Genomic DNA, 21,659 nt, shown 5'->3' on the forward strand with positions numbered 1-21,659 from the left:
GCTGTCTGGCACAGACAGAACATGGACAAGACAATGAGCCTCTCCAACGGCGGAAGAGGCCGATAATCCTGCCATGCCCCGGCAGCGCCGGCCTATGGCGCCGGGCTTTGCGGCCCGGCTTGCCTTCCCGGTTGCACCCCGAAAAGGCGTCCGGCGCGGAGGCTGACCCCCGCGCCGGAAACGTCTTCGTCTTAGCGACGCAGGCCGAGCTTTTCGATCAGCGTCTTGTAGCGGGCATCGTCCACCTTCTTGAGGTAGTCGAGCAGCGAACGACGGGTCGAAACCAGCTTCAGCAGGCCACGGCGGGAATGGTTATCCTTGTTGTGGCCCTTGAAGTGCTCGGTGAGGTTGGCAATGCGCTCGGAAAGGATCGCAACCTGGACTTCCGGCGAGCCGGTGTCGTTGGTGGTGGTTGCATATTCCTTGATGAGCTGGGTCTTGCGTTCCGCAGTAATCGACATCGGGCATATCCTTTCGAAAAGGGAGGATGTTGGCCGCCCCAGCCGGGATGTCGTCCAGGTGGGGCCATGTAAAGGCAGGCTCTGAGCGCAAAGGCCCGGAAACCGGCTGGCGCTGCTATAAGGCAATCAAGGGTGAAAAGCCAGAATTTATTGGCTGCTCACGCGCTCGGCGCCGGCTCATCGGGCCGCTCGGCGGCAAAGTCGGGATCAAGAGCTGCAAGCGGCACCGCAAATTGCCATTCCACCCCATCGGCATGGGTGACGCGATCAACCTGAGCGCCCAGGGCCCCGCCCACCATGGTGCGCAACACGATGGTGCCAAAGCCCGAGCGTTCTCCCACCACCAGCGGGCGGCCCAGATGTTCGCGCCAGCGCATGGAAAGGGTGTCGGCATCGATGGTCCAGGTCAGGTCCAGCCGCCCCGCAGACTCGGCAAAGGCGCCATAGCGGGTGGCATTGGTGGCCAGTTCATGCAGCGCCATGCCCAGGATCTGGGCGCCCTGCGGGTTGATGCGCAGCTCTGGCCCACTGATGGTGAGGCGCCCAGGCTCGGGCGGGCGGAAGGCGGCGAGCTGCTGGTCGACGAGATCGGCCAGCATGACCCCGGCGCGGCCATGGGCCAGCAGCAGGTCGGTCGAGCGCGCCAGGCCCATGATGCGACGTTCAAGGGCCGCGACATAGGTGTTGATGTCGCTGGCACCCCGCGCCGTCTGTTTGGCCATGGCGGCAATCACCGCCATCTGGTTCTTGGAGCGGTGCGCCAGCTCGCGCATCAGGAAGTGGATGTCGCGGTCCGCAGTCATGCGCTGCTCGGAGGCTTCGGCCAGCGCCTGGGAAATATCGGCAATCTCGGCAACCGGATAGGTGCGCGGATAAACCGCTTCGCCACGCCCCAGCCGCCGGGCATCGAGTTGCAGACCCTGGACCGATCCGCCAATGCGGCGGGCAATAATGGCGGCGATCCCCGACGCCAGGAGCGCAATCACGACGCCCCAGAGAGCCAGTTTTATCACTGATTCCTGCAAGGGCTGCTGCACCTGGGCCGCCGAGGCCCAGGCAATGATGCGCCAGCCGGTATAGCCCGAGCGCCATTCGGCGGTCACGACCCGGTCGCCGCCCCATTCTTCCTGCGCCCAGACATCGCCCGGCACCCCTTCGAGGTTCTGGCGGATCGGCAGGATGGAGCCGATTTCAAGTTTGGAGTCAGCGGTCGAGGCAATAACGGCATTATTGGTGTCGACCAGCGCGGCGTGCCAGCCCTCGGGCAATTCGCGCGATTGCAGCGCCGGCATCAGGTTTCCCGCGTTCTGCGTCATGCTGACCAGCCGCACCGGGGCCGCGTCATCCACCGGCAGCCAGACATTGAACACATAGGCTTGCGCCACATTGCCATAGAACAGGGGCGAGATCGTCGCCACGCCGCGCTCGATCGCTCGTTGCGCGGTGAGCGGATCGGAAGAGCGCCCAAGTTCCGTCCCATAGTCGACACGGGTGTTGAGCAATTGCTGGTACTCTTCGTCCACGGCGATGAAATAGGACCCGGTGCCTGCCAAGGCCGTCAGCGCCCGCTGGTGAAAGGTCGCCAGGTCGCTATCGTGCAGCGACTGGCTGGTGGAAAGGACGCGCAGGGTTGTCGCCATGCCGGTGATTTCCCGGTCGATGGTCTGGCCCATGGCCTGGACAGTGGTATTGGTCAGGGCGGCCAGCACTTTTTGCTGGGAATCATTGGTGCTGTGCAGCAGCACGAGCGCCACCGCCAGTGCCGGAACGAGAATGGCGAGCACCAATGCAATGAGATAGGCCGCAATCGGCCTTCCGCGAACCTGCGGTGATGCCGTCCCATTTGGGACGTCGGTATCCGCCATATGCCCCAGCTTTCCTTAATCTGGCCACGGTCAGTTGCCGCGACCGCGTACTCAATATTTGGCGCTAGAATCGCTGGCCGGAAAGCTTTCGTCTACCGCTTCGTCGGTTTCGTCCCAGGTGCCGGGCTTGTCGGCCATGCCTTCGGGACCGGCATCGCGGACCTGCACAGGAGACTCATTGGGACCCGGCTTGCGCCCGTTGCGCAACGCGGCGGCGTCGTTAGATTTTGGCTTGGTCTTGGTTTTCGTCATGGCACTACATTCCTTTGAACTGGTACAACACGCGAAAAGCGCCGCGGTTGCAGGGGCATTCCATCACAAGCGCCGCTCTGGTAAACAGCGCCCATGACCAAGACTGATATTGCGCCCCAGAACGCGCCCAAGCGCGTGTTCATCAAGACCTATGGCTGTCAGATGAATGTCTATGACAGCGACCGCATGGCCGATGCCCTGGCGCCGCACGGCTATATGCCGACCCAGGAATTGGGTGAGGCCGATCTGGTCTTGCTCAACACCTGTCACATTCGCGAGAAGGCGAGCGAAAAGGTGTTTTCCGAGCTTGGTCGGCTCAAGGAAGTGCAGGGTGAACGCCGCGCTGCGGGCGCCGACATGATGATCGGCGTGGCCGGCTGCGTGGCGCAGGCCGAGGGTGAGGAAATCGCCCGCCGCGCCCCCATGGTCGACATGGTCTTCGGGCCGCAGGCCTATCACCGCCTGCCCGATATGCTGGCGCGCGCCCAAGCGCAGCGGCACCTCCACCCCAGCCTCAAGAAGGCCGTGGTGGACACCGACTTCCCCGAGGAGGACAAATTTGCCCACCTGCCGGCGGCAAAGAAAGAAGTGACCATCAAGCGCGGGCTGACCGCTTTCCTCACCGTACAGGAAGGCTGCGACAAGTTCTGTTCGTTCTGCGTCGTGCCCTATACCCGCGGCGCCGAAGTGTCGCGGCCCGTAGCCCAGGTGCTGGCCGAGGCGCGGGGCCTCGTCGAGGCCGGGGTCAAGGAAATCACGCTGCTCGGCCAGAACGTCAACGCCTATCACGGTGTCGATGCCGCCGGTCGCAGCGTCGGGCTGGGCGAACTGGCCTATTTGCTGGCCGAGATCACCGGGCTGGAGCGCTTGCGCTATACCACCAGCCATCCCCGCGACATGGATGACGCGCTGATCGCCGCCCACCGCGACCTGCCCTTGTTGATGCCATACTTGCACCTGCCGGTGCAGTCGGGCTCGGATCGCATCCTCAAGGCGATGAACCGCAAGCACACGGCGGCCGAGTACCTGGCCCTGATCGAGCGCATCAAGACAGCGCGGCCTGATATGGCGCTTTCGGGCGATTTCATCGTCGGCTTCCCCGGCGAAACCGATCAGGATTTCGAGGATACGCTGAGCATCATCCGGCAAACCGGCTATGCCTCGGCCTATTCCTTCAAATATTCCACCCGCCCCGGCACCCCCGGCGCCAATCTCACCGGTCAGATTGCCGAAGAGGTCAAGACCGAGCGGCTTTACCGCTTGCAGGAGCTGGTCAACCAGCAGACCACCGATTTCCACGCCTCCTGCGTGGGCAAGACCATGCCGGTGCTGATCGAGCGTGTCGGCCGCATGCCAGGCCAGGTCGGCGGCCGCTCACCCTATCTGCAGGCCGTGCATCTCGAGGGCAGCACCGACCTGATCGGCGCGATCCACGAGGTCGAGATCGTCGGCACCAGCACCAATTCGCTGGTGGGACGGCTGAAGCAGGCCGTGGCGGCCTAAGCGGTTCTCGAGCCTAGCCCTCATAGCCTTGCCGCCTCAAATCGCTCCACAGGAGCGATTTGCGCCCTTGCGGCCGGGCTGCAGCGTCACAATATTGCTACAGACATCGAACCCAAATCAGCCTAGCCTCGTTTATGCATGGGCGACGCAGTCCGCGGCGCCCCCTTTCGGGAGCCGAGATAGTTTGAGCAGGCACTTGTCACCGACCGCCGATAACGCCCTCGCATCACAACTCGAACTCGCCTTTGAAGACAATCGCCTGGCTGCCCAGCTCTATGGCGATTTCGACCAGAACCTCGCCCTTATCGAACAGCGCCTTGCCGTGTCGGCCACGCCACGCGGCAATCATGTGCTGTTGAAGGGCGCGGCTTCCAAGGTCGATCAGGCGCGCCGGGTGCTGGAATCGCTTTATGCCGGCCTTGAAGAGGGCCGGGCAATCGATATTGCCGATGTCGACGCGGTGATCCGCATGATCGAGACCGAAGACAGCCAGCTGACCCTGCCCACGCTCGAGCGCAAGGGCAAGGTGCGCATGGCCCAGATCGCCACCCGCAAGTCCACTATTGTGGCCCGCACTCCGGCGCAGGACGCCTATATGCGGGCCATGGAGCGCAGCGAATTGGTGTTCGGCATTGGTCCGGCCGGCACCGGCAAGACCTATCTGGCCGTGGCCCATGCCGCGAGCCTGCTCGAACGCGGCGATATCAACCGCATCATCCTTTCCCGTCCGGCAGTGGAAGCCGGCGAGCGCCTGGGGTTCCTGCCTGGCGACATGAAGGAAAAGGTCGATCCCTATCTGCGCCCGCTCTACGACGCCCTCTACGACATGATGAAGGCCGAAAACGTCGAGCGCTGCATTACTTCGGGCATAATCGAGGTGGCCCCGCTCGCCTTCATGCGTGGCCGCACGCTGTCCAATGCCGTGGTCATCCTCGACGAGGCGCAGAACACCACATCCATGCAGATGAAGATGTTTTTGACGCGCCTGGGCGAAAACTCCAAGATGATCGTCACCGGCGACCCCACCCAGGTTGACCTGCCGCGCGGCGAGAAATCCGGGCTGGTCGAGGCCGTCAAACTGCTCGATGGCGTCGAGGGCGTGCATGTGTCGCGCTTTGGCGACAAGGACGTGGTGCGCCACGCGCTTGTCGGCCGCATCGTACGGGCCTATGAAGCCGACACGGCGCGGCGCCTCTCCGAAAAGGATGGCGACAGGGAAGGTCTTGCGCGCACATTGGGCGCCCCGCCCCGGAGCTGAACCGAACGCCCATGCCGTCAACGCCACCTCTGGAAATCGCTGTCATCCGCAATGCGGATGGCTGGCCCGAGCATTTTGATGCGCTGGCAGAAACCGCGGTGCTGGCGGCGCTCGCCGGTGCGCGGGCCGACGCGGGCATCAAGATCAAGGGCGCCGCCGAAATCTCGGTGCTGCTCACCGATGACGCCGAGCAGCGCGAGCTGAACGCCCAATGGCGGGGCAAGGACAGCACCACCAATGTGCTGAGCTTTCCCCAGATCGAGCCTTTCGACCCGGTGATGGGCCTACTGGGTGACATCACCCTGGCGCGCGAAACCCTCGAGCGCGAGGCGGCCGATCTGGGCAAGAGCCTCGACCATCATTTCACCCATCTTATGGTGCATGGATTTTTGCACATTTTGGGTTATGATCACCTCGACGAGGATGAGGCCCTTCAAATGGAGGGGCTGGAAACTCGGATACTGGCTGGGCTGGGGATCGAGGATCCCTATGCTGATTGAGCTTCCTGCCAGGGAACCCCGGCCTATCAGGGGCATTTTCCGTCCTGATGGACAGACAGAAGCCGCACACCTTGCGGCAAGAGACGAATGAACGACAGCGACAGTAGGGCCCTACGGGTGGCCGAAAACCCCGAACCTCCTTCTAGTCCCGCCCCCGCGTCGCAGCGGGGGCCGACCCTGTGGAACCGTATCAGGGGGCTGATGGCCCGCACCACGGTTTCGCTGCGCGACGATCTGCAGGTGGCGCTCGATGATGACGGCGGCTCTGAAACCGGCGACTTTTCCGAAAGCGAACGGCTGATCCTGCAAAATGTGCTCAAGCTCTCCAAGGTGTCGATTGACGACGTCATGGTGGAGCGCAGCGACATTCAGGCGGTGCCCTCGGACACCAATCTTGGGTCGCTGCTGGCCCAGTTCCGCCAGGTCGGACATTCGCGCCTGCCCATCTATGAGGATGGGCTCGACAACATCATGGGCTTCATCCACATCAAGGATGCTCTCTCCAAAATCACCGAGCCGGTGACCGACCCCGAAAAGGACGTGCCGGTCAAACTGCTCTCGACAGCGCTGCGCCAGAAGATCGGCAAGCTCGGCATCATGCGGCCCGCCATGTTCGTGCCCACCTTCATGCCGGCGGCTGATCTCCTCCAATCCATGCGCGCCAGCCGCACCCATATGGCCATCGTGGTCGATGAATATGGCGGCACCGATGGTCTTGTGACCATCGAGGACCTGCTTGAAGCGGTGGTCGGCGAGATCGAGGACGAGCACGATGAAACCGAGGCCGCGCTGATCCGCAAGGTCGGCGAGGATACCTATGTGGCCAATGCCCGCGCGGAGCTTGAAGACGTGCAGGCCATGATCGGCCCCGATTTCGATCCGGGCGACCATGCCGAGGATGTCGATACCATTGGTGGCCTGGTGTTCGACCTTGCCGGTCACGTCCCCAAGCGTGGCGAGCGGATCAACGGCATAAGCGGGTTCGAGTTTGAAGTCCTGGCCGCCGACAGCCGCCGCGTCAAGCGGCTGCGCATCCATCGCAAGCGCGACCAGATCGTCGCCGTCGAGCCATTGGCCATTACCGACCAGCGCGCCGTGCTGGAAAAGCAGGCCGCCGAGTAGGGGGAATCCCGACCAAAAGAGTGCCGAGCGCCCCCATTGAGCGCTGGCACCTGCCCGTCACTCCACCCTCATTCCCTCCCCATCAAGGGGAGGGCGGCGCAGTGCCGCAGTGTCCGTATTCATCGTCTCCCTCCCCCCTTGTGGGGAGGGATCAAGGGTGGGGGTTGCGGACTGTCCTCAAAGGTGGGATCGGACTATCTACTCGCCCATTCCAGCAGGCTCGCCAGCCCCACGAAGGGCACGCCCGCCCTTTCGGAAAGCCCTGACGCGCAGGTGGAGACCGTCGAAACGCCGAGTTCGCATCCTTCGGGAATGTCTTGGCCCACGCGCCGTGTGGCGTGTTCATTGAGCTCGGGCAGGAACAGGCCCTTGTCCCCCGCATAGCCGCAACAGGTGATCGAGGCGAGCACTTCTATGCTCTGGGCACAGGCCCTGGCGATGGCCTCGGTCAACGGCTGCTCAAAGAGGCGCTGCGCCGAGCAATTGTGGTGCACCGCCACGCTCGGCAATCTCTGCGTGATCGTCAGTTTCGGCAGCACATGCGTGGCAAGGAACTGCGCCGAATCGGCCACCACCGCATCGCCCGGAAATTCCTTCAGATGCTTGGCGCAGGTCGAGGCATCGGTGACGACCGGCAGACGGCCGCCATCGGAGAGCGTTGAGAGTTCGGCCCGCAGCGCATCGCCTACTGCGCCGGCCTGCTCGGGAAACCCCTTGGACTGAAACGGCTGGCCGCAGCACTGGCCATTGAGATGCTCGGGCACCACCACATCATAGCCGGCGCGTTCGAGCAGTGCCACCATCGCTGCCGGAGTATCGAGCAGGCCATGGGCAGTCTTGGGTGCGCCGAACATGCGGCTGGGGCAGGCGGGAAAATAGACAATCTGGGCTCGCCCCGACTGGGCGATGGGCACGGGAAAACCAGACGTGCGCGGATCCTGCCGATTGTTCCGCGCCCTGGGCGCGCCGGGGCCATGGTGCAGGGCCCGCGACACACGGGGCACTTTGCCGCCCGTCAGCCGCCGGGCCGTGTCGGTGATGGCTTCCACCGCCGGGGCGGGGATGATGGTGCGTGCAGCATCAGCCATTGCCACGCCGCCGCGCATCATGGTTTCGACCGCACCGCGATGGTCAGCCGCAAAACGGGCCAGTGAATGCGCCCCAGCGCCGCGCCGCCGGGCGCGTTCGCCAAGGATCATGGTGCCTGTCTCGATGCCCACCGGGCAGCGCAACGAACAAAGATTGCACGCCGCGCAGGTGTCCATGCCGGCATATTGGAAATCATGATCCATGCGCGCCAGCCGCGCCGGGTCCTCGCCGGTTTCGCGCAGCCGGGCCCGTTCGCGCGTCACGGCAATGCGCTGGCGTGGCGTCAGTGTCATGTGGTGGCTGGGGCAGGCCGGTTCGCAGAACCCGCATTCGATGCAGAGGTCGACCAATTCGTCGGCCAGCGGCATGATCTTCAAGTTCTTGACGTGGATTTTCGGGTCATCGTTCAGCAGCACGCCGGGGTTCAGCAGCTTTTCGGGGTCGAACAGCGCCTTGATCCGATGCATGATCGCATAGGCGGTCTTGCCCCACTCGGCCTCGACAAAGGCAGCGATGGCGCGCCCGGTGCCATGCTCGGCCTTGAGCGAGCCGCCATAGCGCACCGACACCAATGCGGACAGTTCCTGGTTGAAGACGTCGAATTTTTCCGCCGCCCCGGCCTGGGCAAAATTGTCGCTCATCTGGAAATGGAGATTTCCGGCCAGCGCGTGGCCAAAGATGATCGCGTCATCATAGCCATGGGCATCGAGCAGATTGCGCATGTCGACGACAAACTCTGCCAATTGCTCGATGGGCGCGGCCACATCCTCTGTCAGCATCGAGGTGCCCTTGGGCCGTGCCGCGCCCCCCGAGGTGAAAAAGCCCTTGCGGATATCCCAAAGAGCATGGCTGCGATGTTCGTCGGTCGAGAGGTCAATATGGGTGGCGCCATGGCGCCGCAGCAGATCCTCGGCCTTGGCGACTTCGCTGGCCAGCGTCGCCGCATCTGGCGCCGTGACATCGATCAACACTGCCGGCGAATTCTCGGTCAGCCAGGGCAGGAGCGGGGCCATGGGCGGCAGGTGCTCGACCGTCGCCAGCGCCCGCCGCTCGATATATTCGGCCGCGGTAATGCCGGTGGTCACCTGAACCCCGCCATTGGCCATTTCGATAATGGCCCGGCCCGCCGATTGCGGATCGGGGAAGGGCACAAGGCCGGTGGCCTTGAACGGATGCTCGGGCACGGTGTTGTAGGTCACCTCCGAAACAAAGCCCAAGGTGCCTTCGGAGCCGACCATCAGGTGAATGAGAATATCGAGCGGGTCGTGATAATCGACCAGCGCATTGAGCGAATAGCCGACGGTGTTCTTGATCCGGTATTTCTTGCGGATCAGCGCCACGAGCTCGGCATCGGCCATGATCTCGTGATGCAGCCGGTGCAGCTCTTCGAGCATCGGCGCATGGCTGATGCGGAAGGCGTCGCAACTGGCGGCATCGCCTGAGTCGAGCATGGTGCCGTCGGTCAGCACGATCCTCAGGCGCGCCATGGTGTGATAGGTGTTCTGCGCCACCCCGCAGCACATGCCCGACGAGTTGTTATTGACCACGCCGCCGATCTTGCAGGTCGCCTGGCTGGCGGGATCGGGCCCGATTTTCTTGTTATGCGGCTTCAAGGCCCGATTGGCTTCGGCCACGATGATTGCCGGCCCGAGCGTGATCTGCTCGGCACCGGGATGAATATCGAGCCGGCGCCAGCCATCGCCGAGCACCGCCAACACGCCATCGGTCACTGCCTGTCCCGAAAGCGAGGTGCCGGCGGCTCGAAAGGTTACTGGCAAACCTTCGGCGCGGGCGGCCCTGAACACGGCGCGCACATCGTCTTCGGAATTGACAAAGACCACCACCGCCGGGATCAGCCGATAGGAGCTGGCGTCGCCGCTCCAGGCATAGGTCATCAGTGGATCGGTGTGGATCGCCCCGCGCACCTGCCCCTTGAGACGGGCGGCAACGCGCTCGCCGGCGGACTGACGTTCGGGCGTGGGCGCCTTGGGTTGGATCGAATAGTCGGAAGCGTGCTGCATGCGTCGAGTACTAACATGTTAGTAGTGAGCCGCGAAGGCCCTTCTATTGGTCGCGCGGCCGCGGCGGCAGGGCTTTATCTGGCAGCGACCGGATCGGCGTCGGACCGAAATGGTGGCAGGGCGGCGTGGGCAGCGGCGGTGATGCGCGTGATCAGCTCCTCGACCCGGTCTTCGCCGCGCCGCTCCTTGAGCACATAGATGCCGGTGACGGCGCGCCGGGGCTCGTCGCGCTGTTCGACCTCAATCAGCCCGCGACTGCGGAAGTCTTCGCGCATCACATGAGTGTGAACCAGCACGGCATCGGTCGCCAGCGCATAGTCGACGCAGGCCGCCAGCGAATTGGTGCGAAAGGCGACGCTGGTGCGGTCAAAAACGGTTTCAACGCGCGTCCGTCGCCGCGCCGGATCAAAGAACCGCTCATGTCGGCTCTCGGCCAGCGAACTGATGACAATAGGATAGGCGTCGATCTCGGTCAGGGTCTGCGCCCGCTCGAGCAGCGGATGGCCCTTGCGCACGAAAAAGGCATTATAGACCCGGGTCAGCGGCACGAAATCTGTGCCAATGGCGCCGCTCAGCCCATCGATTTCATGGGCCAGGAACATCGAGATATCACCCGAAAGCATCTGATCCATCAGCCGAAGCTGGTTGCCCAGGCTGATCTGTACGGGCGCCTTGGGAAACTCGCGCTGATAGGCAACCACCATGTCGCGCAGGAACATGGTCCACCACGAATAGCCCGAACCAATGGAGATGCCGCGTTCAGTGCCGCGTTTTTGATCGGCAATGGCATTGAGCGTATTGTCGTAAAGGCGCTGCATCAGCCGCGCATTTTCGTAAAGCGTTTCGCCGTAGCGTGTGAGCGTCATCCCGCGCGATGAGCGCTCGAACAGGGCAGCCCCCACAGTCTGCTCGAGCTTGTTCATGTTAAAGCTCAGCGTGGGTTGGGTGATGAACAGGGCAGTGGCGGCGCCACTGAGCGAGCCGGCATCGGCGACCGCGAGAAATTGCGTCAAGAGCTTGTCCATGGGTCGACCTCCGCTCCCCGGTCCATAGAATTTTTCTATAATAGCACCGAAATTTCGTAATTTTCCAATCGGCTTTTTTGCGCCAGTGTCCTGGGTAGAGGAGAAGGCAGCCGTCTGAGGAGAACGGCCAGCACGCGACAACCCCATTTTAGCCATCCTGCGGTCTTATCGACCTATTGGCGCATCAGTGCGGAGGATTAACTTCCATACAAGTTTGTTGCCGTCGGCGCGGCTTGTATGGTAAGGCGTAACTGGCTGGTTATTTGTGCTCAGGCGTTGCCGTCTTCGCCAAGAAATCCGGCGTCTTTGGTGATTGACAACCTCATCAAAGGGCCTAACGTAGTAACCAGTTGGTGATTTAGCGACGGGGAGGTCGCTGGGCACTTCTTCGTTCCGCGAGGCGGAACGGCAACTGTTCATGGGAGGAAAGACATGACAATTCAACTCGGACGCCGCCAGTTCCTGATGGGAACGTCGGCACTTCTGGCCGCTGGTATGGCTGGCATCAGCCCGGCCTGGGCCCAAAGCGCCCTGCGGCTGATCTTCTGGGGCGGCCAGGCCCGCGCCGATCGCACCTATGCAGTGACCGACCTTTACGAAGCCGCCGGCAATGCTGGCGTCGAAAGCGAATTCCTGAGCTGGAACGACTACTGGCCCAAGTTGGCCACCCAGACCGCCGGCGGCACTGCCCCCGACATCATCCAGATGGACTATCGTTACATCGTTGAATACGCGACCCGTAACGCCATCGCCCCGATCGACGACATCATCGGCGACCTCGGCGAATTCGATGCTGACCAGCTCGAAGGCGGCAAGGTCGACGGCAAGCTCTATGGCATCTCGCTGGGCGCCAATTCGGTGGCCACGCTCGCCAACAAGAAGGCGATCGAAGAAATCGGCGAAACCGTTCCGGACAATTCCTGGACCTACGCTGATCTCGAGCGTCTGGGTGAAGCCTTCAAGGCGGCCGGTAACGGCATGGTGGCCTTCTCCGATGGTTCGGGCACCGAACCCATGCTCGACAACTGGGTCCGCCAGCGCGGCAAGTCTCTCTATACTGCCGATGGCAAGCTCGGCTTTACCGCCGACGACATGGTCGAATGGTTCACCATGTGGAACGGCTTCCGCGACAAGGGCTATATTGTCGATGCGGAAACCCAGGCCCTCGATACCGGCGCACCGGAATCGAGCATGGTTGCGATGAAGAAGGCCGCCATGATGCCTTCCAACTCCAATCAGCTGGTGATCCACCAGTCGATCAACGATGACGAGCTGACCATCACCTCCTATCCGCGCATCGCGCCCGGCGTTGGTGGTGGTCACTATCGCAAGCCCTCGATGTTCTTCTCGGTTGGTGGGTCCTCCGCCGACAAGGAAGCCGCTGCGGCCTTCATCAACTTCTTCGTCACCAACCCCGAAGCCGGTGCAGTGCTCGGCGTCGAGCGCGGCATTCCGTGCAACGCCGCTGTGCGCGAAGCCATCACGCCGACCCTCGACGCACAGAGCCAGATCGCTCTGAACTTCGTGGCCAACCTGGGTGACCTCGTGGGCGCTCTGCCTCCGTCCCCGCCGGCCGCTGCTGGTGAAATCGACCTCAACCTGCTCCGTGTCATCAGCCAGGAAGTAGCCTTTGGTGCTCGCTCCCCGGAAGACGCCGGCCAGTACTTCGTCGACGAAGCCACTGCCATCCTGAACCGGGCGGCAAGCTGATAAATGGCTGTGAATGCGGCAGACGCGGCTGTGCACACTGCCGCATCCGGCACAACGAAATGGTCGAGGGCGTGGCAAAGCCACGCCCCCGGCTACCTCTTCCTGTTGCCGTGGTTCATCGGGTTTTTCGGTCTCACCATCGGGCCGATCATCTCTTCTTTTTATCTCAGCTTCACCGACTTTGACCTTCTGACCTCACCCGAATGGGTGGGCACGGCCAATTATGTGCGCATGTTCACCGCTGACCGCGCCTTTGCCCAGTCCATGCAGGTCACCTTCACCTTCGTGCTGTTCTCGGTGCCGCTGAAGCTCGCCTTCGCGCTGGCCATCGCCATTCTGCTCAATCGGGGCATGAAGGGCCTGCCGCTCTATCGCGCCGTGTTTTATCTGCCCAGCCTCCTGGGCGCCTCGGTGGCCATCGCCATCCTGTGGCGGCAGATTTTCGCCGGCGACGGCCTGGTCAACCAGTTCCTTGCCAATTTCGGCATTGATGGCCCCAGCTGGATATCCAATCCGCGCTATTCGCTCTGGACGCTGATCATTCTTTCGGTCTGGCAGTTCGGATCGCCGATGATCATTTTCCTCGCCGGCCTGCGCCAGATCCCGCAGGACATGTATGAGGCCGCCAGTCTGGATGGCGCCAGCAAATGGCGCCAGTTCTGGAAAATCACCCTGCCGCTGCTGACGCCCGTGGTGTTCTTCAACGCCATCATCCAGACCATTGAAGCCTTCAAGAGCTTCACCCCGGCCTTCATCATCTCCAACGGCACCGGCTCGCCGATCAATTCGACGCTGTTCTACACGCTCTATCTCTACAACGAGGCCTTCAGCTATTTCCGCATGGGCTATGCTTCGGCGCTGGCCTGGTTCCTGTTGTTGCTGATCGGGTGCTTTACCGCATTCTCCTTCCTCACCAGCAAATATTGGGTGCACTATGACGATTGATGCACACAAGCTGACCGTGGTCACCGGGGCCGAGAACGACCCCGCTGCACGCCTGCGCAAGCGCGTTTTCTCGGTGCTGGCCCATGCCCTGCTGATCGGCGCATCGATCCTGATGCTCTATCCGCTGCTCTGGCTGCTGGCTGCCTCGTTCAAGCCGGAAAATGAAATCTTCATGTCCGGCATCTGGCCGAGCATCAGCTGGGACATCGAATCCTACTTCCGTGGCTGGAACGCCATGCGGGTGAGTTTTTCGGTGTTCTTCATGAACTCCTTCGTCATCGCCTTCCTCTGCGTGGTGGGCAATCTGATTGCCTGTTCCATGGCCGCCTATGCCTTTGCGCGCCTCCAGTTCAAGGGTCGCAACTTCTGGTTCGCCATGATGCTGATGACGCTGATGCTGCCCGGCCAGGTGACGCTGATCCCGCAATATGTGCTGTTCCGCGACCTGGGCTGGGTCAACACCATCTTGCCGCTGGTGGCGCCAAAGTTCCTCGCCGTCGACGCCTTCTTTGTGTTCCTTATGGTGCAGTTCTTCCGCGGCATTCCGCGCGAGCTGGACGAGGCCGCGATGATGGACGGCGCCGGTCCCTGGCGCATCTATTGGAAGATCATGCTGCCGCTCTCCATCCCCGTTCTGGTGACGGCTGCCATCTTCACGTTCATCTGGACCTGGGACGATTTCTTCGCACCGCTGATCTACCTCAATCGCATGCAGGACTATACCGTCATGCTCGGCCTTCGGACCTTCGTGGACTCCACCGGCGAGAGCGACTTTGGCGGACTGTTTGCGATGAGCGTGCTCTCCATTGTGCCCATTTTCGTCTTCTTCCTTCTCTTCCAGCGCCTGCTCATCGAGGGCATCGCGACCACCGGTATGAAACGCTAGACCTATGTCCGATATCAAATTTGCCGCCATCGGCATCAACCACGCCCACATCTATGGGCAGGTGGAATGTCTCAAGCGGGCCGGCGCCCAGTTCGTCGCCTTCCACGCCATCGAGGATGATCTCGCCAAGACCTTTGGCGAGCGCTTCCCCGAGGCCAGGCGGGTCTCCGACCCGGCCGCCATCTTTGAAGACGCCTCGATTGGGGTCGTGGTCACCGCCGCCATTCCGGGCGACCGGGCCGACATTTGCCTGGCCGCCATGCGGCACGGCAAGGATGTTCTGACCGACAAGCCGGGCATGACCACCTTTGCGCAGCTCGACGAGATCAAGCGCGTGCAGAAGGAAACCGGCCGCATCTTCTCGGTGCTCTATTCCGAGCATTTCGAAGTGCGCTCCGCTGTTGAGGCGGGCAATCTGATTGCCAGCGGCGCCATCGGCCAGGTGGTCAACACGGTGGGCCTCGGCCCCCATTCGCTGCGCCTCAACAACCGTCCCGACTGGTTCTTCACCCGCAACCGCTATGGCGGCATCCTCTGCGACATCGCCAGCCACCAGTTCGAGCAGTTCCTGTTCTTCTCGGGCGCCATGGATGGTGAAGTGGTTTCGGCCAGCGTCGCCAATCGCGGCCATGCCGACAAGCCGGGCCTGCAGGACGTGGGCGACGCCCATGTGCGCACCGCCACATCCTCGGGCTATATCCGCGTCGACTGGTTCACCCCCGAAGGCCTGCCCACCTGGGGCGATGGTCGCCTGACCATCCTGGGGACCGAGGGCTATATCGAGCTCAGGAAATATGTCGATATCGCCGGTCGCCCGGGCGAGAACCACCTTTTCCTCGTCGACAAGAAGGGCGTCCAGCATATCGACTGCTCCAATGTCGACTTGCCCTTCGGCCGGCAGTTCCTTGATGATGTGCGCAACCGCACCGAGACGGCCATGCCGCAGGAGCGCTGCTACAATGCCATGAAAATGGCGCTGACAGCGCAAGCGATGGCCGAGGTGGGTACGGAGTGGGCCCGATGAGCCGTGTATTGAACGTCGCTGTCGTCGGTTGCGGCATTGGCCGCTCCCACATTGTCGAGGGCTATCTGCCCAATGCCGACAAGTTCAAGGTGCTGGCGCTGTGCGACCTCGACCAGTCCCGCCTCGACAAGATCGGCGATGAATTCGGCATCACCCGCCGCATTCTCAACTTTGATGACCTGCTGGCCATGGACGACATCGACATCATCGATGTCTGCACCCCGCCCGGCGCGCATTTTTCCATGGTGACGGCGGCCCTCAACGCCGGCAAGCATGTCGTGTGCGAAAAGCCGCTGGTCGGTTCGCTCGAAGCCGTCGACGCCATCATGGAGGTCGAAAAGTCGGCCAAGGGCAAGCTGATGCCGGTATTCCAATACCGCTTTGGCAATGGCATCGAACAGGCCCGCGCCATTATCGATGCTGGTCTGGCCGGCAAGGCCTATTGTGGCACGGTGGAAACCATGTGGCGCCGTGAAGCCCCCTATTACGCCGTGCCCTGGCGCGGCAAGTGGAAGACCGAACTGGGCGGCGTGCTCATGGGCCATGCCATCCATCCGCACGACATCTTCACCTATCTCATGGGCGATATCGCCAAGGTCTTCGGTCGGGTTGCCACCCGGGTCAATCCCATCGAAGTCGAAGACACCATTTCCGCCTCGCTCGAAATGAAGAGCGGTGCCCTGGCCAGTCTCACAGCCACGCTGGGATCGGTCGACGAGATCACCCGCATTCGCCTGCAATTCGAGAACGTGACGTTCGAAAGCGACCACGCCCCCTATAATCCGGGCAAGGAACTCTGGAAAATCCTGCCGCGCAATGACGAGATCAAGGGCAAGATCGACGCCCTGCTCGCCAATTGGCAGGATGTGCCCTCGCGCTTCCAGACACAGATGTCGCGCTTTCACGACGCCATTTTCGGCAAGGGCGAGCTGCCCGTGACCAGCACCGATTCCCGCCGCGCGCTGGAACTGGTGACGGCCTTCTATCACTCCTCTTCCACCCATACCGAAGTCGCGCTGCCACTCGGTCCCGATCACCCGCTCTACCAGAGCTGGGTGCCGGCCGAATTTCGCTAAGGAGCATTGACCATGGCAACCTCCATCGAGTTGCGACAGATCCACAAGGCTTATGGCGATGTGCCGGTGATCCACGGCGTGGACCTCAGCATCGAGCCGGGCGATTTCACCGTTTTCGTCGGCCCGTCGGGCTGCGGCAAGTCCACCCTTTTGCGCATGATCGCCGGGCTTGAGCCGATCACCGGGGGCGACCTGCTGATCGACGGCCAGCGCATGAACGATGTGCCCGCTGCCGGGCGCGGCATCGCCATGGTGTTCCAGTCCTATGCGCTTTATCCGCATATGTCGGTCTACAAGAACCTGGCCTTCGGGCTCGAAACCGCCCGCATGCCGAAGGCCGAAATTGCCGAGCGGGTGCAGAAGGCTGCCGAAATCCTCAAGATCGAGCCACTGCTTCAGCGCAAGCCCAAGCAGCTTTCGGGCGGCCAGCGCCAGCGCGTCGCCATTGGCCGCGCCATCGTGCGCGAGCCCAAGATTTTCCTTTTTGACGAGCCGCTCTCCAATCTCGATGCCGAACTGCGCGTCGCCATGCGCGTCGAAATCGCCAAGCTGCACAATGATCTGGGGAACACCATGATCTATGTGACCCACGACCAGGTCGAAGCCATGACCATGGCCGACAAGATCGTGGTGCTGCGCGCCGGTGTCATCGAGCAGGCCGGTGCGCCCCTCGAACTCTATAACAATCCGCGCAATCTCTTCGTCGCCGGCTTCATCGGCTCGCCCAAGATGAATTTCATGACCACCAGCGTCGAAGGCGGCACGCTCAAGACCGGCGGTCTCAATCTCGACCTCGGGCGCAACGTCACCGGCGCCACGACGCTGGGCATTCGTCCCGAACACATCACCATCACCGAAGGCTCGGGCATCAAGTTTGCCGAGGTCAAGGTCGACCTCGTCGAAAACCTCGGCGGCCAGACGGTGGTCTATGCGTCGACCGCCGACGGCCAGACGCTCAACATCGTCCTCGAAGGCCAGCGTATCGTCGACATCGGCTCCATGGTCTCGGCCTATGCCGACCCGGCCAAGGCCCATGTGTTTGACGCCCAGGGCAACGCCATAAGGTAAGTCGCCCACGCGACCATTATCTGACCCTCCCCTTGTGGGGAGGGTCAGACCCGGTTCACCCCCGGCATGCCGTCGAGCACCGCAAACTCCTGGAACTTTGCCGCGCTGGCATCGGGGTCCTTTCGGTCGCTGACCGCGATCAGCTCCACCCGCGCCTGGTCGGGCGACAGGCGCATGACCGAATAGCCGTGTCGGCTGGCGTCACCGAACCGGATATGCGGGTTTTCGACCATCACCGCCTCGAACGCCGCCCGGGCCGGCGGATTGGAGGTGATCGACCCGGTGACGAATTCGCTGGCCACCAGCGCCCCGTCCGCCGCATGCACATCGGCAGCATACCAGGCGTGGAGATCTCCCCCGATCACCAGCGGATTGCTCCGCTCCGCCTTGCGCACACTGTCCAGCAGCCGGTCCCGCCCCGATCGGTAATGGTCCCAGCCGTCATCGCTGAACCGCGTTCCCGGCCCCAGTTCAAGATCGCGGGACGAGAGCAGCGTCGGCTGGCCGATGATCGACCAGCGCGCCGCGCCCTGCGCCATGGTCTGGTCGAACCAGGCTTCCTGCTCGGCCCCCAGCATGGTGTAGCGGCCAAGCTCCGCCGGTTGCGGCGCCTCTGGTGCCGGATCGCGATATTGCCGCGCGTCGACAAGGGTAATGTCCAATAGGTTCCCGAAGCGATGGTTGCCATAGATGCGGAGATCGTTGAAATCGGGAACGGCCAGGGGCGGCACCGGCATATGCTCATACCAGGCCTGGTAGGCCGCGGCCCGGCGCTTGAGAAAGCTCGGGGCGTGCCGGTCGGTGGGCGAGGCGTCGCCGCCATAATTGTCCACCACCTCGTGATCGTCCCAGGTGAAAAGCCAGGGAAACGCCGCATGGGCGGCCTGCAAATCAGGGTCGGATTTATAGAGCGCATAACGGTCGCGATATTCGAACAGCAGCGACGGTGCCCCGGTGCCATGCGAGCGCACATGCTGGGCGCCATAGCTCTTTTCGTAGATGTAGTCGCCCAGGTGTACGACCAGATCGAGATCGCGCCCCGCCATGTCGCGATAAGCGGCATACCAGCCCTGCTCGAACTGCTGACAGGCGGCCAAGGCAAGGCTGAACCGGGCATTGTCGGCGCCATCGGCCGGCGCAGTGCGGGTACGGCCGACCGGGCTCAGCGCCTGGCCGCAGCGGAAGCGATAGAAATACCAGCGCTCGGGCAGCAGCCCCACGACCTGCACATGCACCGAATGGGCCAGCTCTTCCCGCGCCGTCGCGATGCCCGATTGCACGACATGGGCAAACCCTTCGTCCTCGGCAATTTCCCAGGCGACATCCATGGGTGGATACTGCGGGGCAGGGGCAAAGGAAAAGGCATCGGCAGCGCTCGGTTCGCTATCGGCAAAGATCAGCCGGGTCCAGAGCACCACGCTCTGCGCCGTGGGCGATCCCGATGCCACTCCAAGGGCAAAGGGGTCGGCATCAAACTGGGCGGCCCGCACCGAGCCCAGTAGCGGCCACACCGCAGCGCTGGCGAGGCCCGAAGCGAGAAAATGACGGCGACTAAGACTCAATGAACGGCCTCCCCAAAATCCGCTGCCACAGCGGCGCCACCTATCGGCATTGCCGGTGACTGTTCCATGACAGGAGGCCGCGGGCCAGCGCCGCAGGGCAATTGTGAAGACCGGAAAAACAAAAAGGGCCCCGAAGGACCCTTTGTCACCAAGGCGTTGCCACACCTTGGAAATTGGAGCGGGCGATGGGATTCGAACCCACGACCCTAACCTTGGCAAGGTTATGCTCTACCCCTGAGCTACACCCGCACTCCATGCCGCGGCCCTTGGCAGAGCCCCAACGCGGGCCTATATGCCCAATCGCTGATCCGATTGCAACCCGGTATTTTGCTGTTTTGTCATCTTCGCCCAAACCTGTGGGAATCGGGACTTGCCACAAGCGCCCTGCCGGGCGCAAAAAGACCGCCAATGCTCTGTTTTCTCGCCTAAAGAAGAGTTCAAACCCATGACCCTGTCCTTCGATGGCGCACCCGGCGCCGCCCCGATCCCCGCCGATCTGATCCGGGAGGGGAGCGACGCAGGCTTCAAGGCCGATGTCATCGATGCCTCGCGCGATGTGCCTGTGCTGGTGGATTTCTGGGCACCCTGGTGCGGCCCCTGCCGCCAGCTTGGCCCGGCCATCGAGAAGGTGGTGGCTGAAAAGGCCGGCCAGATCAAACTGGTCAAAATCAACATCGACGAGCATCCCCATTTCGCCGGTCAGCTTGGCGTGCAGTCGATTCCGGCGGTTTTCGCCTTTGCCGGTGGCCGACCGGTCGACGGGTTCATGGGCGCCATGCCCGAGGGCGAAGTGCGCCGTTTTGCCGAAAAGGTGATTGCCGGCGCGCCAGCGGGCGAACCCGAGGGCGATAGTCTCGAAGCCCAGATTGCCGACGCGCTCAAGGCCGCCGAAGCCGCCACCGCGGCGGGCGAACTGGGCCAGGCTGCCCAGATCTATGGCATGATCCTCCAGCATGTGCCCGACAATGCGCCGGCCCTGATTGGCCTGGCAGGTATTTATATCGGTGCCGGCGAGATGGACCAGGGCAAGGCCACTTTGGACCTGGTTCCCGAGGATCAGCGCAGCGGTGACGTCTATATGGCTCTGGTCAATGCCATCCGCCTCAAGGCGGAAGCCGCCGGTCTCTCGGAAGCCTCGGCGCTGGAAGCCGCCATCGCCGCCGATCCCGACAATCACCAGGCCCGGCTGGACCTGGCCGTGGTGCTCAATGCCGATGGCCAGCGCCTTGAGGCCGCCGAGGCCCTGATCGCCAGCTTCAAGCGGGATCGCGACTGGAACGAAGCCGCCGCGCGCAAGAAGCTGCTCGAATTTTTCGAGGCCTGGGGCCCCAAGGACCCGGCAACGCTCAAGGGGCGGCGCATGCTCTCGACCGTCTTGTTCTCGTAACCGGAAATCTGATGCCCAAACGTCCAACCAGCCCTGCCGAGCTGCCCAAGTCCGTTCCGGTGTTTCCGCTGAGCGGGGCGCTGCTGCTGCCCTTTTCGCATCGCCCGCTCAATGTGTTTGAGCCGCGCTACATCGAAATGGTCGACGCCGCGCTGCGGGGCGACCGGCTGATCGGGCTGATCCAGCCCGAGGATGTCAGCGAGGAAAGCCCCAGGGGCCGGGCGCCGCTGCAAAAGGTGGGTTGCCTTGGGCGGCTGACGCATTTCGAGGAAAATGGCGATGGGCGCTATTTCATCATCCTCGAAGGGGTGGCGCGCTTCAAGCTGGTGCACGAGTTGACCGTGCTGACCCCCTACCGGCAATGCGTTATCTCCTCGGAAGATTACGAAGCCGATTTTTCCCGCGATCATGGCGAAGAGCGCGTGGACCGCGCCCGCTTCGTCAAGATGATGCGCGATTATGCCGAATTCGCCAATTTCGAGCTCAACTGGGAAGAAATCGAATCGACCGGCACGGCTGACCTCGTCAATTTCTGCTGCATGGTTTCGCCCTATGGTGCGGCCGAAAAGCAGGTGCTGCTCGAAGCGCCCACGCTCGAAGCCCGGGCCGAAACCCTGATCGCCATGACCGAATATGAAATGGCACGGGGCGGCTCCGATGGCGCGACCCCGCTCAACTGATGACTGAAGCGCCCGCAGATCCGCGCCACGTGGTCGATCCACAGACCCTTGAAATGCTGGTTTGCCCGCTGACCAAAACGCGGCTGACGCTTTCGGCGGACCGCACCGAACTGGTGTCCGTCGCCGCCCGTCTGGCCTTCCCCATCGTCAAGGGCGTACCGCTTTTGAGCCTGGATGAGGCCCGCAATGTCGACCTCGAGGAAATCCAGCGCCATTCGCGTTAGC

At 62.7% G+C, this 21,659-nt stretch carries 19 protein-coding genes and 1 tRNA gene; 13 read left to right on the top strand and 7 right to left on the bottom strand.

The features are described 5' to 3' along the window. Positions 1–191 precede the first annotated feature (191 nt). The 3 genes from rpsO to NIM87_RS06245 all read right to left on the bottom strand — a co-directional run bounded on the left by rpsO (position 192) and on the right by NIM87_RS06245 (position 2,578). Entirely contained in the window at positions 192–539 is a 348-nt protein-coding gene (gene rpsO / locus NIM87_RS06235) for a 30S ribosomal protein S15 (RefSeq protein WP_254674080.1), read from the bottom strand. Positions 540–619: 80 nt separating this feature from the next. Then, positions 620–2,326 carry a sensor histidine kinase gene (locus NIM87_RS06240; protein ID WP_254673772.1) on the bottom strand — a complete coding sequence of 569 codons (1,707 nt, stop codon included), beginning with the start codon at positions 2,324–2,326 and terminating at the stop codon, positions 620–622. Between the two features lie 51 nt (positions 2,327–2,377). Further along, a complete protein-coding gene (locus tag NIM87_RS06245; RefSeq protein ID WP_254673773.1) occupies positions 2,378–2,578 on the bottom strand; it encodes a hypothetical protein in 201 nt (66 codons plus the stop codon). 93 nt (positions 2,579–2,671) lie between these two features. Between NIM87_RS06245 and miaB the strand changes: the two genes are divergently transcribed. The 4 genes from miaB (at position 2,672) to NIM87_RS06265 (ending at position 6,961) form a co-directional block, all read left to right on the top strand. Continuing rightward, positions 2,672–4,081 carry a tRNA (N6-isopentenyl adenosine(37)-C2)-methylthiotransferase MiaB gene (miaB, locus tag NIM87_RS06250; RefSeq protein ID WP_254673774.1) on the top strand — a complete coding sequence of 470 codons (1,410 nt, stop codon included), beginning with the start codon at positions 2,672–2,674 and terminating at the stop codon, positions 4,079–4,081. Positions 4,082–4,277: 196 nt separating this feature from the next. After that, positions 4,278–5,339 (top strand): PhoH family protein, encoded by a 1,062-nt coding sequence (locus NIM87_RS06255; RefSeq protein ID WP_254673775.1) that lies wholly within the window; start codon positions 4,278–4,280, stop codon positions 5,337–5,339. Positions 5,340–5,350: 11 nt separating this feature from the next. Beyond that, positions 5,351–5,839, top strand: a complete 489-nt coding sequence (gene ybeY, locus NIM87_RS06260; RefSeq protein WP_254673776.1) for an rRNA maturation RNase YbeY — start codon at positions 5,351–5,353, stop codon at positions 5,837–5,839. A 201-nt stretch (positions 5,840–6,040) separates the two neighbouring features. Continuing rightward, positions 6,041–6,961 (top strand): hemolysin family protein, encoded by a 921-nt coding sequence (locus NIM87_RS06265; RefSeq protein ID WP_254673777.1) that lies wholly within the window; start codon positions 6,041–6,043, stop codon positions 6,959–6,961. 194 nt (positions 6,962–7,155) lie between these two features. Here NIM87_RS06265 and NIM87_RS06270 read toward each other — a convergent pair whose 3' ends face one another. Continuing rightward, positions 7,156–10,071: an FAD-binding and (Fe-S)-binding domain-containing protein gene (locus tag NIM87_RS06270; protein ID WP_254673778.1), complete on the bottom strand. Its 2,916-nt coding sequence runs from the start codon at positions 10,069–10,071 to the stop codon at positions 7,156–7,158. Positions 10,072–10,145: 74 nt separating this feature from the next. Further along, a complete protein-coding gene (locus NIM87_RS06275; protein ID WP_254673779.1) occupies positions 10,146–11,096 on the bottom strand; it encodes a LysR family transcriptional regulator in 951 nt (316 codons plus the stop codon). Between the two features lie 432 nt (positions 11,097–11,528). Between NIM87_RS06275 and NIM87_RS06280 the strand changes: the two genes are divergently transcribed. The 6 genes from NIM87_RS06280 to NIM87_RS06305 all read left to right on the top strand — a co-directional run bounded on the left by NIM87_RS06280 (position 11,529) and on the right by NIM87_RS06305 (position 17,805). After that, positions 11,529–12,806, top strand: coding sequence for an ABC transporter substrate-binding protein (locus NIM87_RS06280; protein ID WP_254673780.1), 1,278 nt, complete (start codon positions 11,529–11,531; stop codon positions 12,804–12,806). 3 nt (positions 12,807–12,809) lie between these two features. Then, on the top strand, positions 12,810–13,751 hold the full coding sequence (locus NIM87_RS06285) for a carbohydrate ABC transporter permease (protein WP_254673781.1): 942 nt from the start codon (positions 12,810–12,812) through the stop codon (positions 13,749–13,751). 112 nt (positions 13,752–13,863) lie between these two features. After that, a complete protein-coding gene (locus NIM87_RS06290; RefSeq protein WP_408640057.1) occupies positions 13,864–14,637 on the top strand; it encodes a carbohydrate ABC transporter permease in 774 nt (257 codons plus the stop codon). Positions 14,638–14,641: 4 nt separating this feature from the next. Then, on the top strand, positions 14,642–15,661 hold the full coding sequence (locus NIM87_RS06295) for a Gfo/Idh/MocA family protein (RefSeq protein WP_254673783.1): 1,020 nt from the start codon (positions 14,642–14,644) through the stop codon (positions 15,659–15,661). Next, on the top strand, positions 15,658–16,737 hold the full coding sequence (locus NIM87_RS06300) for a Gfo/Idh/MocA family protein (protein WP_254673784.1): 1,080 nt from the start codon (positions 15,658–15,660) through the stop codon (positions 16,735–16,737). Before NIM87_RS06295 ends, NIM87_RS06300 begins: the two co-directional genes overlap by 4 nt. Before the next feature lie 12 nt (positions 16,738–16,749). Then, entirely contained in the window at positions 16,750–17,805 is a 1,056-nt protein-coding gene (locus tag NIM87_RS06305; protein WP_254673785.1) for an ABC transporter ATP-binding protein, read from the top strand. 44 nt (positions 17,806–17,849) lie between these two features. On the opposite strand, the gene NIM87_RS06310 is transcribed toward NIM87_RS06305, so the two are convergent. Next, entirely contained in the window at positions 17,850–19,367 is a 1,518-nt protein-coding gene (locus NIM87_RS06310; protein ID WP_254673786.1) for an alkaline phosphatase D family protein, read from the bottom strand. A gap of 174 nt (positions 19,368–19,541) precedes the next feature. Then, positions 19,542–19,616 (bottom strand) — tRNA-Gly (locus NIM87_RS06315). 196 nt (positions 19,617–19,812) lie between these two features. On the opposite strand from NIM87_RS06315, the gene NIM87_RS06320 reads away from it, so the two are divergent. From NIM87_RS06320 to NIM87_RS06330, 3 genes are read left to right on the top strand one after another with little or no spacing between them, the layout of a single operon-like run. Next, positions 19,813–20,754 (top strand): thioredoxin family protein, encoded by a 942-nt coding sequence (locus tag NIM87_RS06320; protein ID WP_254673787.1) that lies wholly within the window; start codon positions 19,813–19,815, stop codon positions 20,752–20,754. An 11-nt stretch (positions 20,755–20,765) separates the two neighbouring features. Further along, the gene (locus NIM87_RS06325; protein WP_254673788.1) at positions 20,766–21,434 is read left to right on the top strand and encodes an LON peptidase substrate-binding domain-containing protein; all 669 of its coding nucleotides are present in this window, start codon (positions 20,766–20,768) and stop codon (positions 21,432–21,434) included. Further along, a complete protein-coding gene (locus NIM87_RS06330) occupies positions 21,434–21,658 on the top strand; it encodes a Trm112 family protein (RefSeq protein ID WP_254673789.1) in 225 nt (74 codons plus the stop codon). The genes NIM87_RS06325 and NIM87_RS06330 overlap by 1 nt, the downstream gene beginning before the upstream one ends. Position 21,659 lies beyond the last annotated feature (1 nt).

Source organism: Devosia ureilytica (assembly GCF_024273195.1).
Classification (GTDB): domain Bacteria; phylum Pseudomonadota; class Alphaproteobacteria; order Rhizobiales; family Devosiaceae; genus Devosia; species Devosia ureilytica.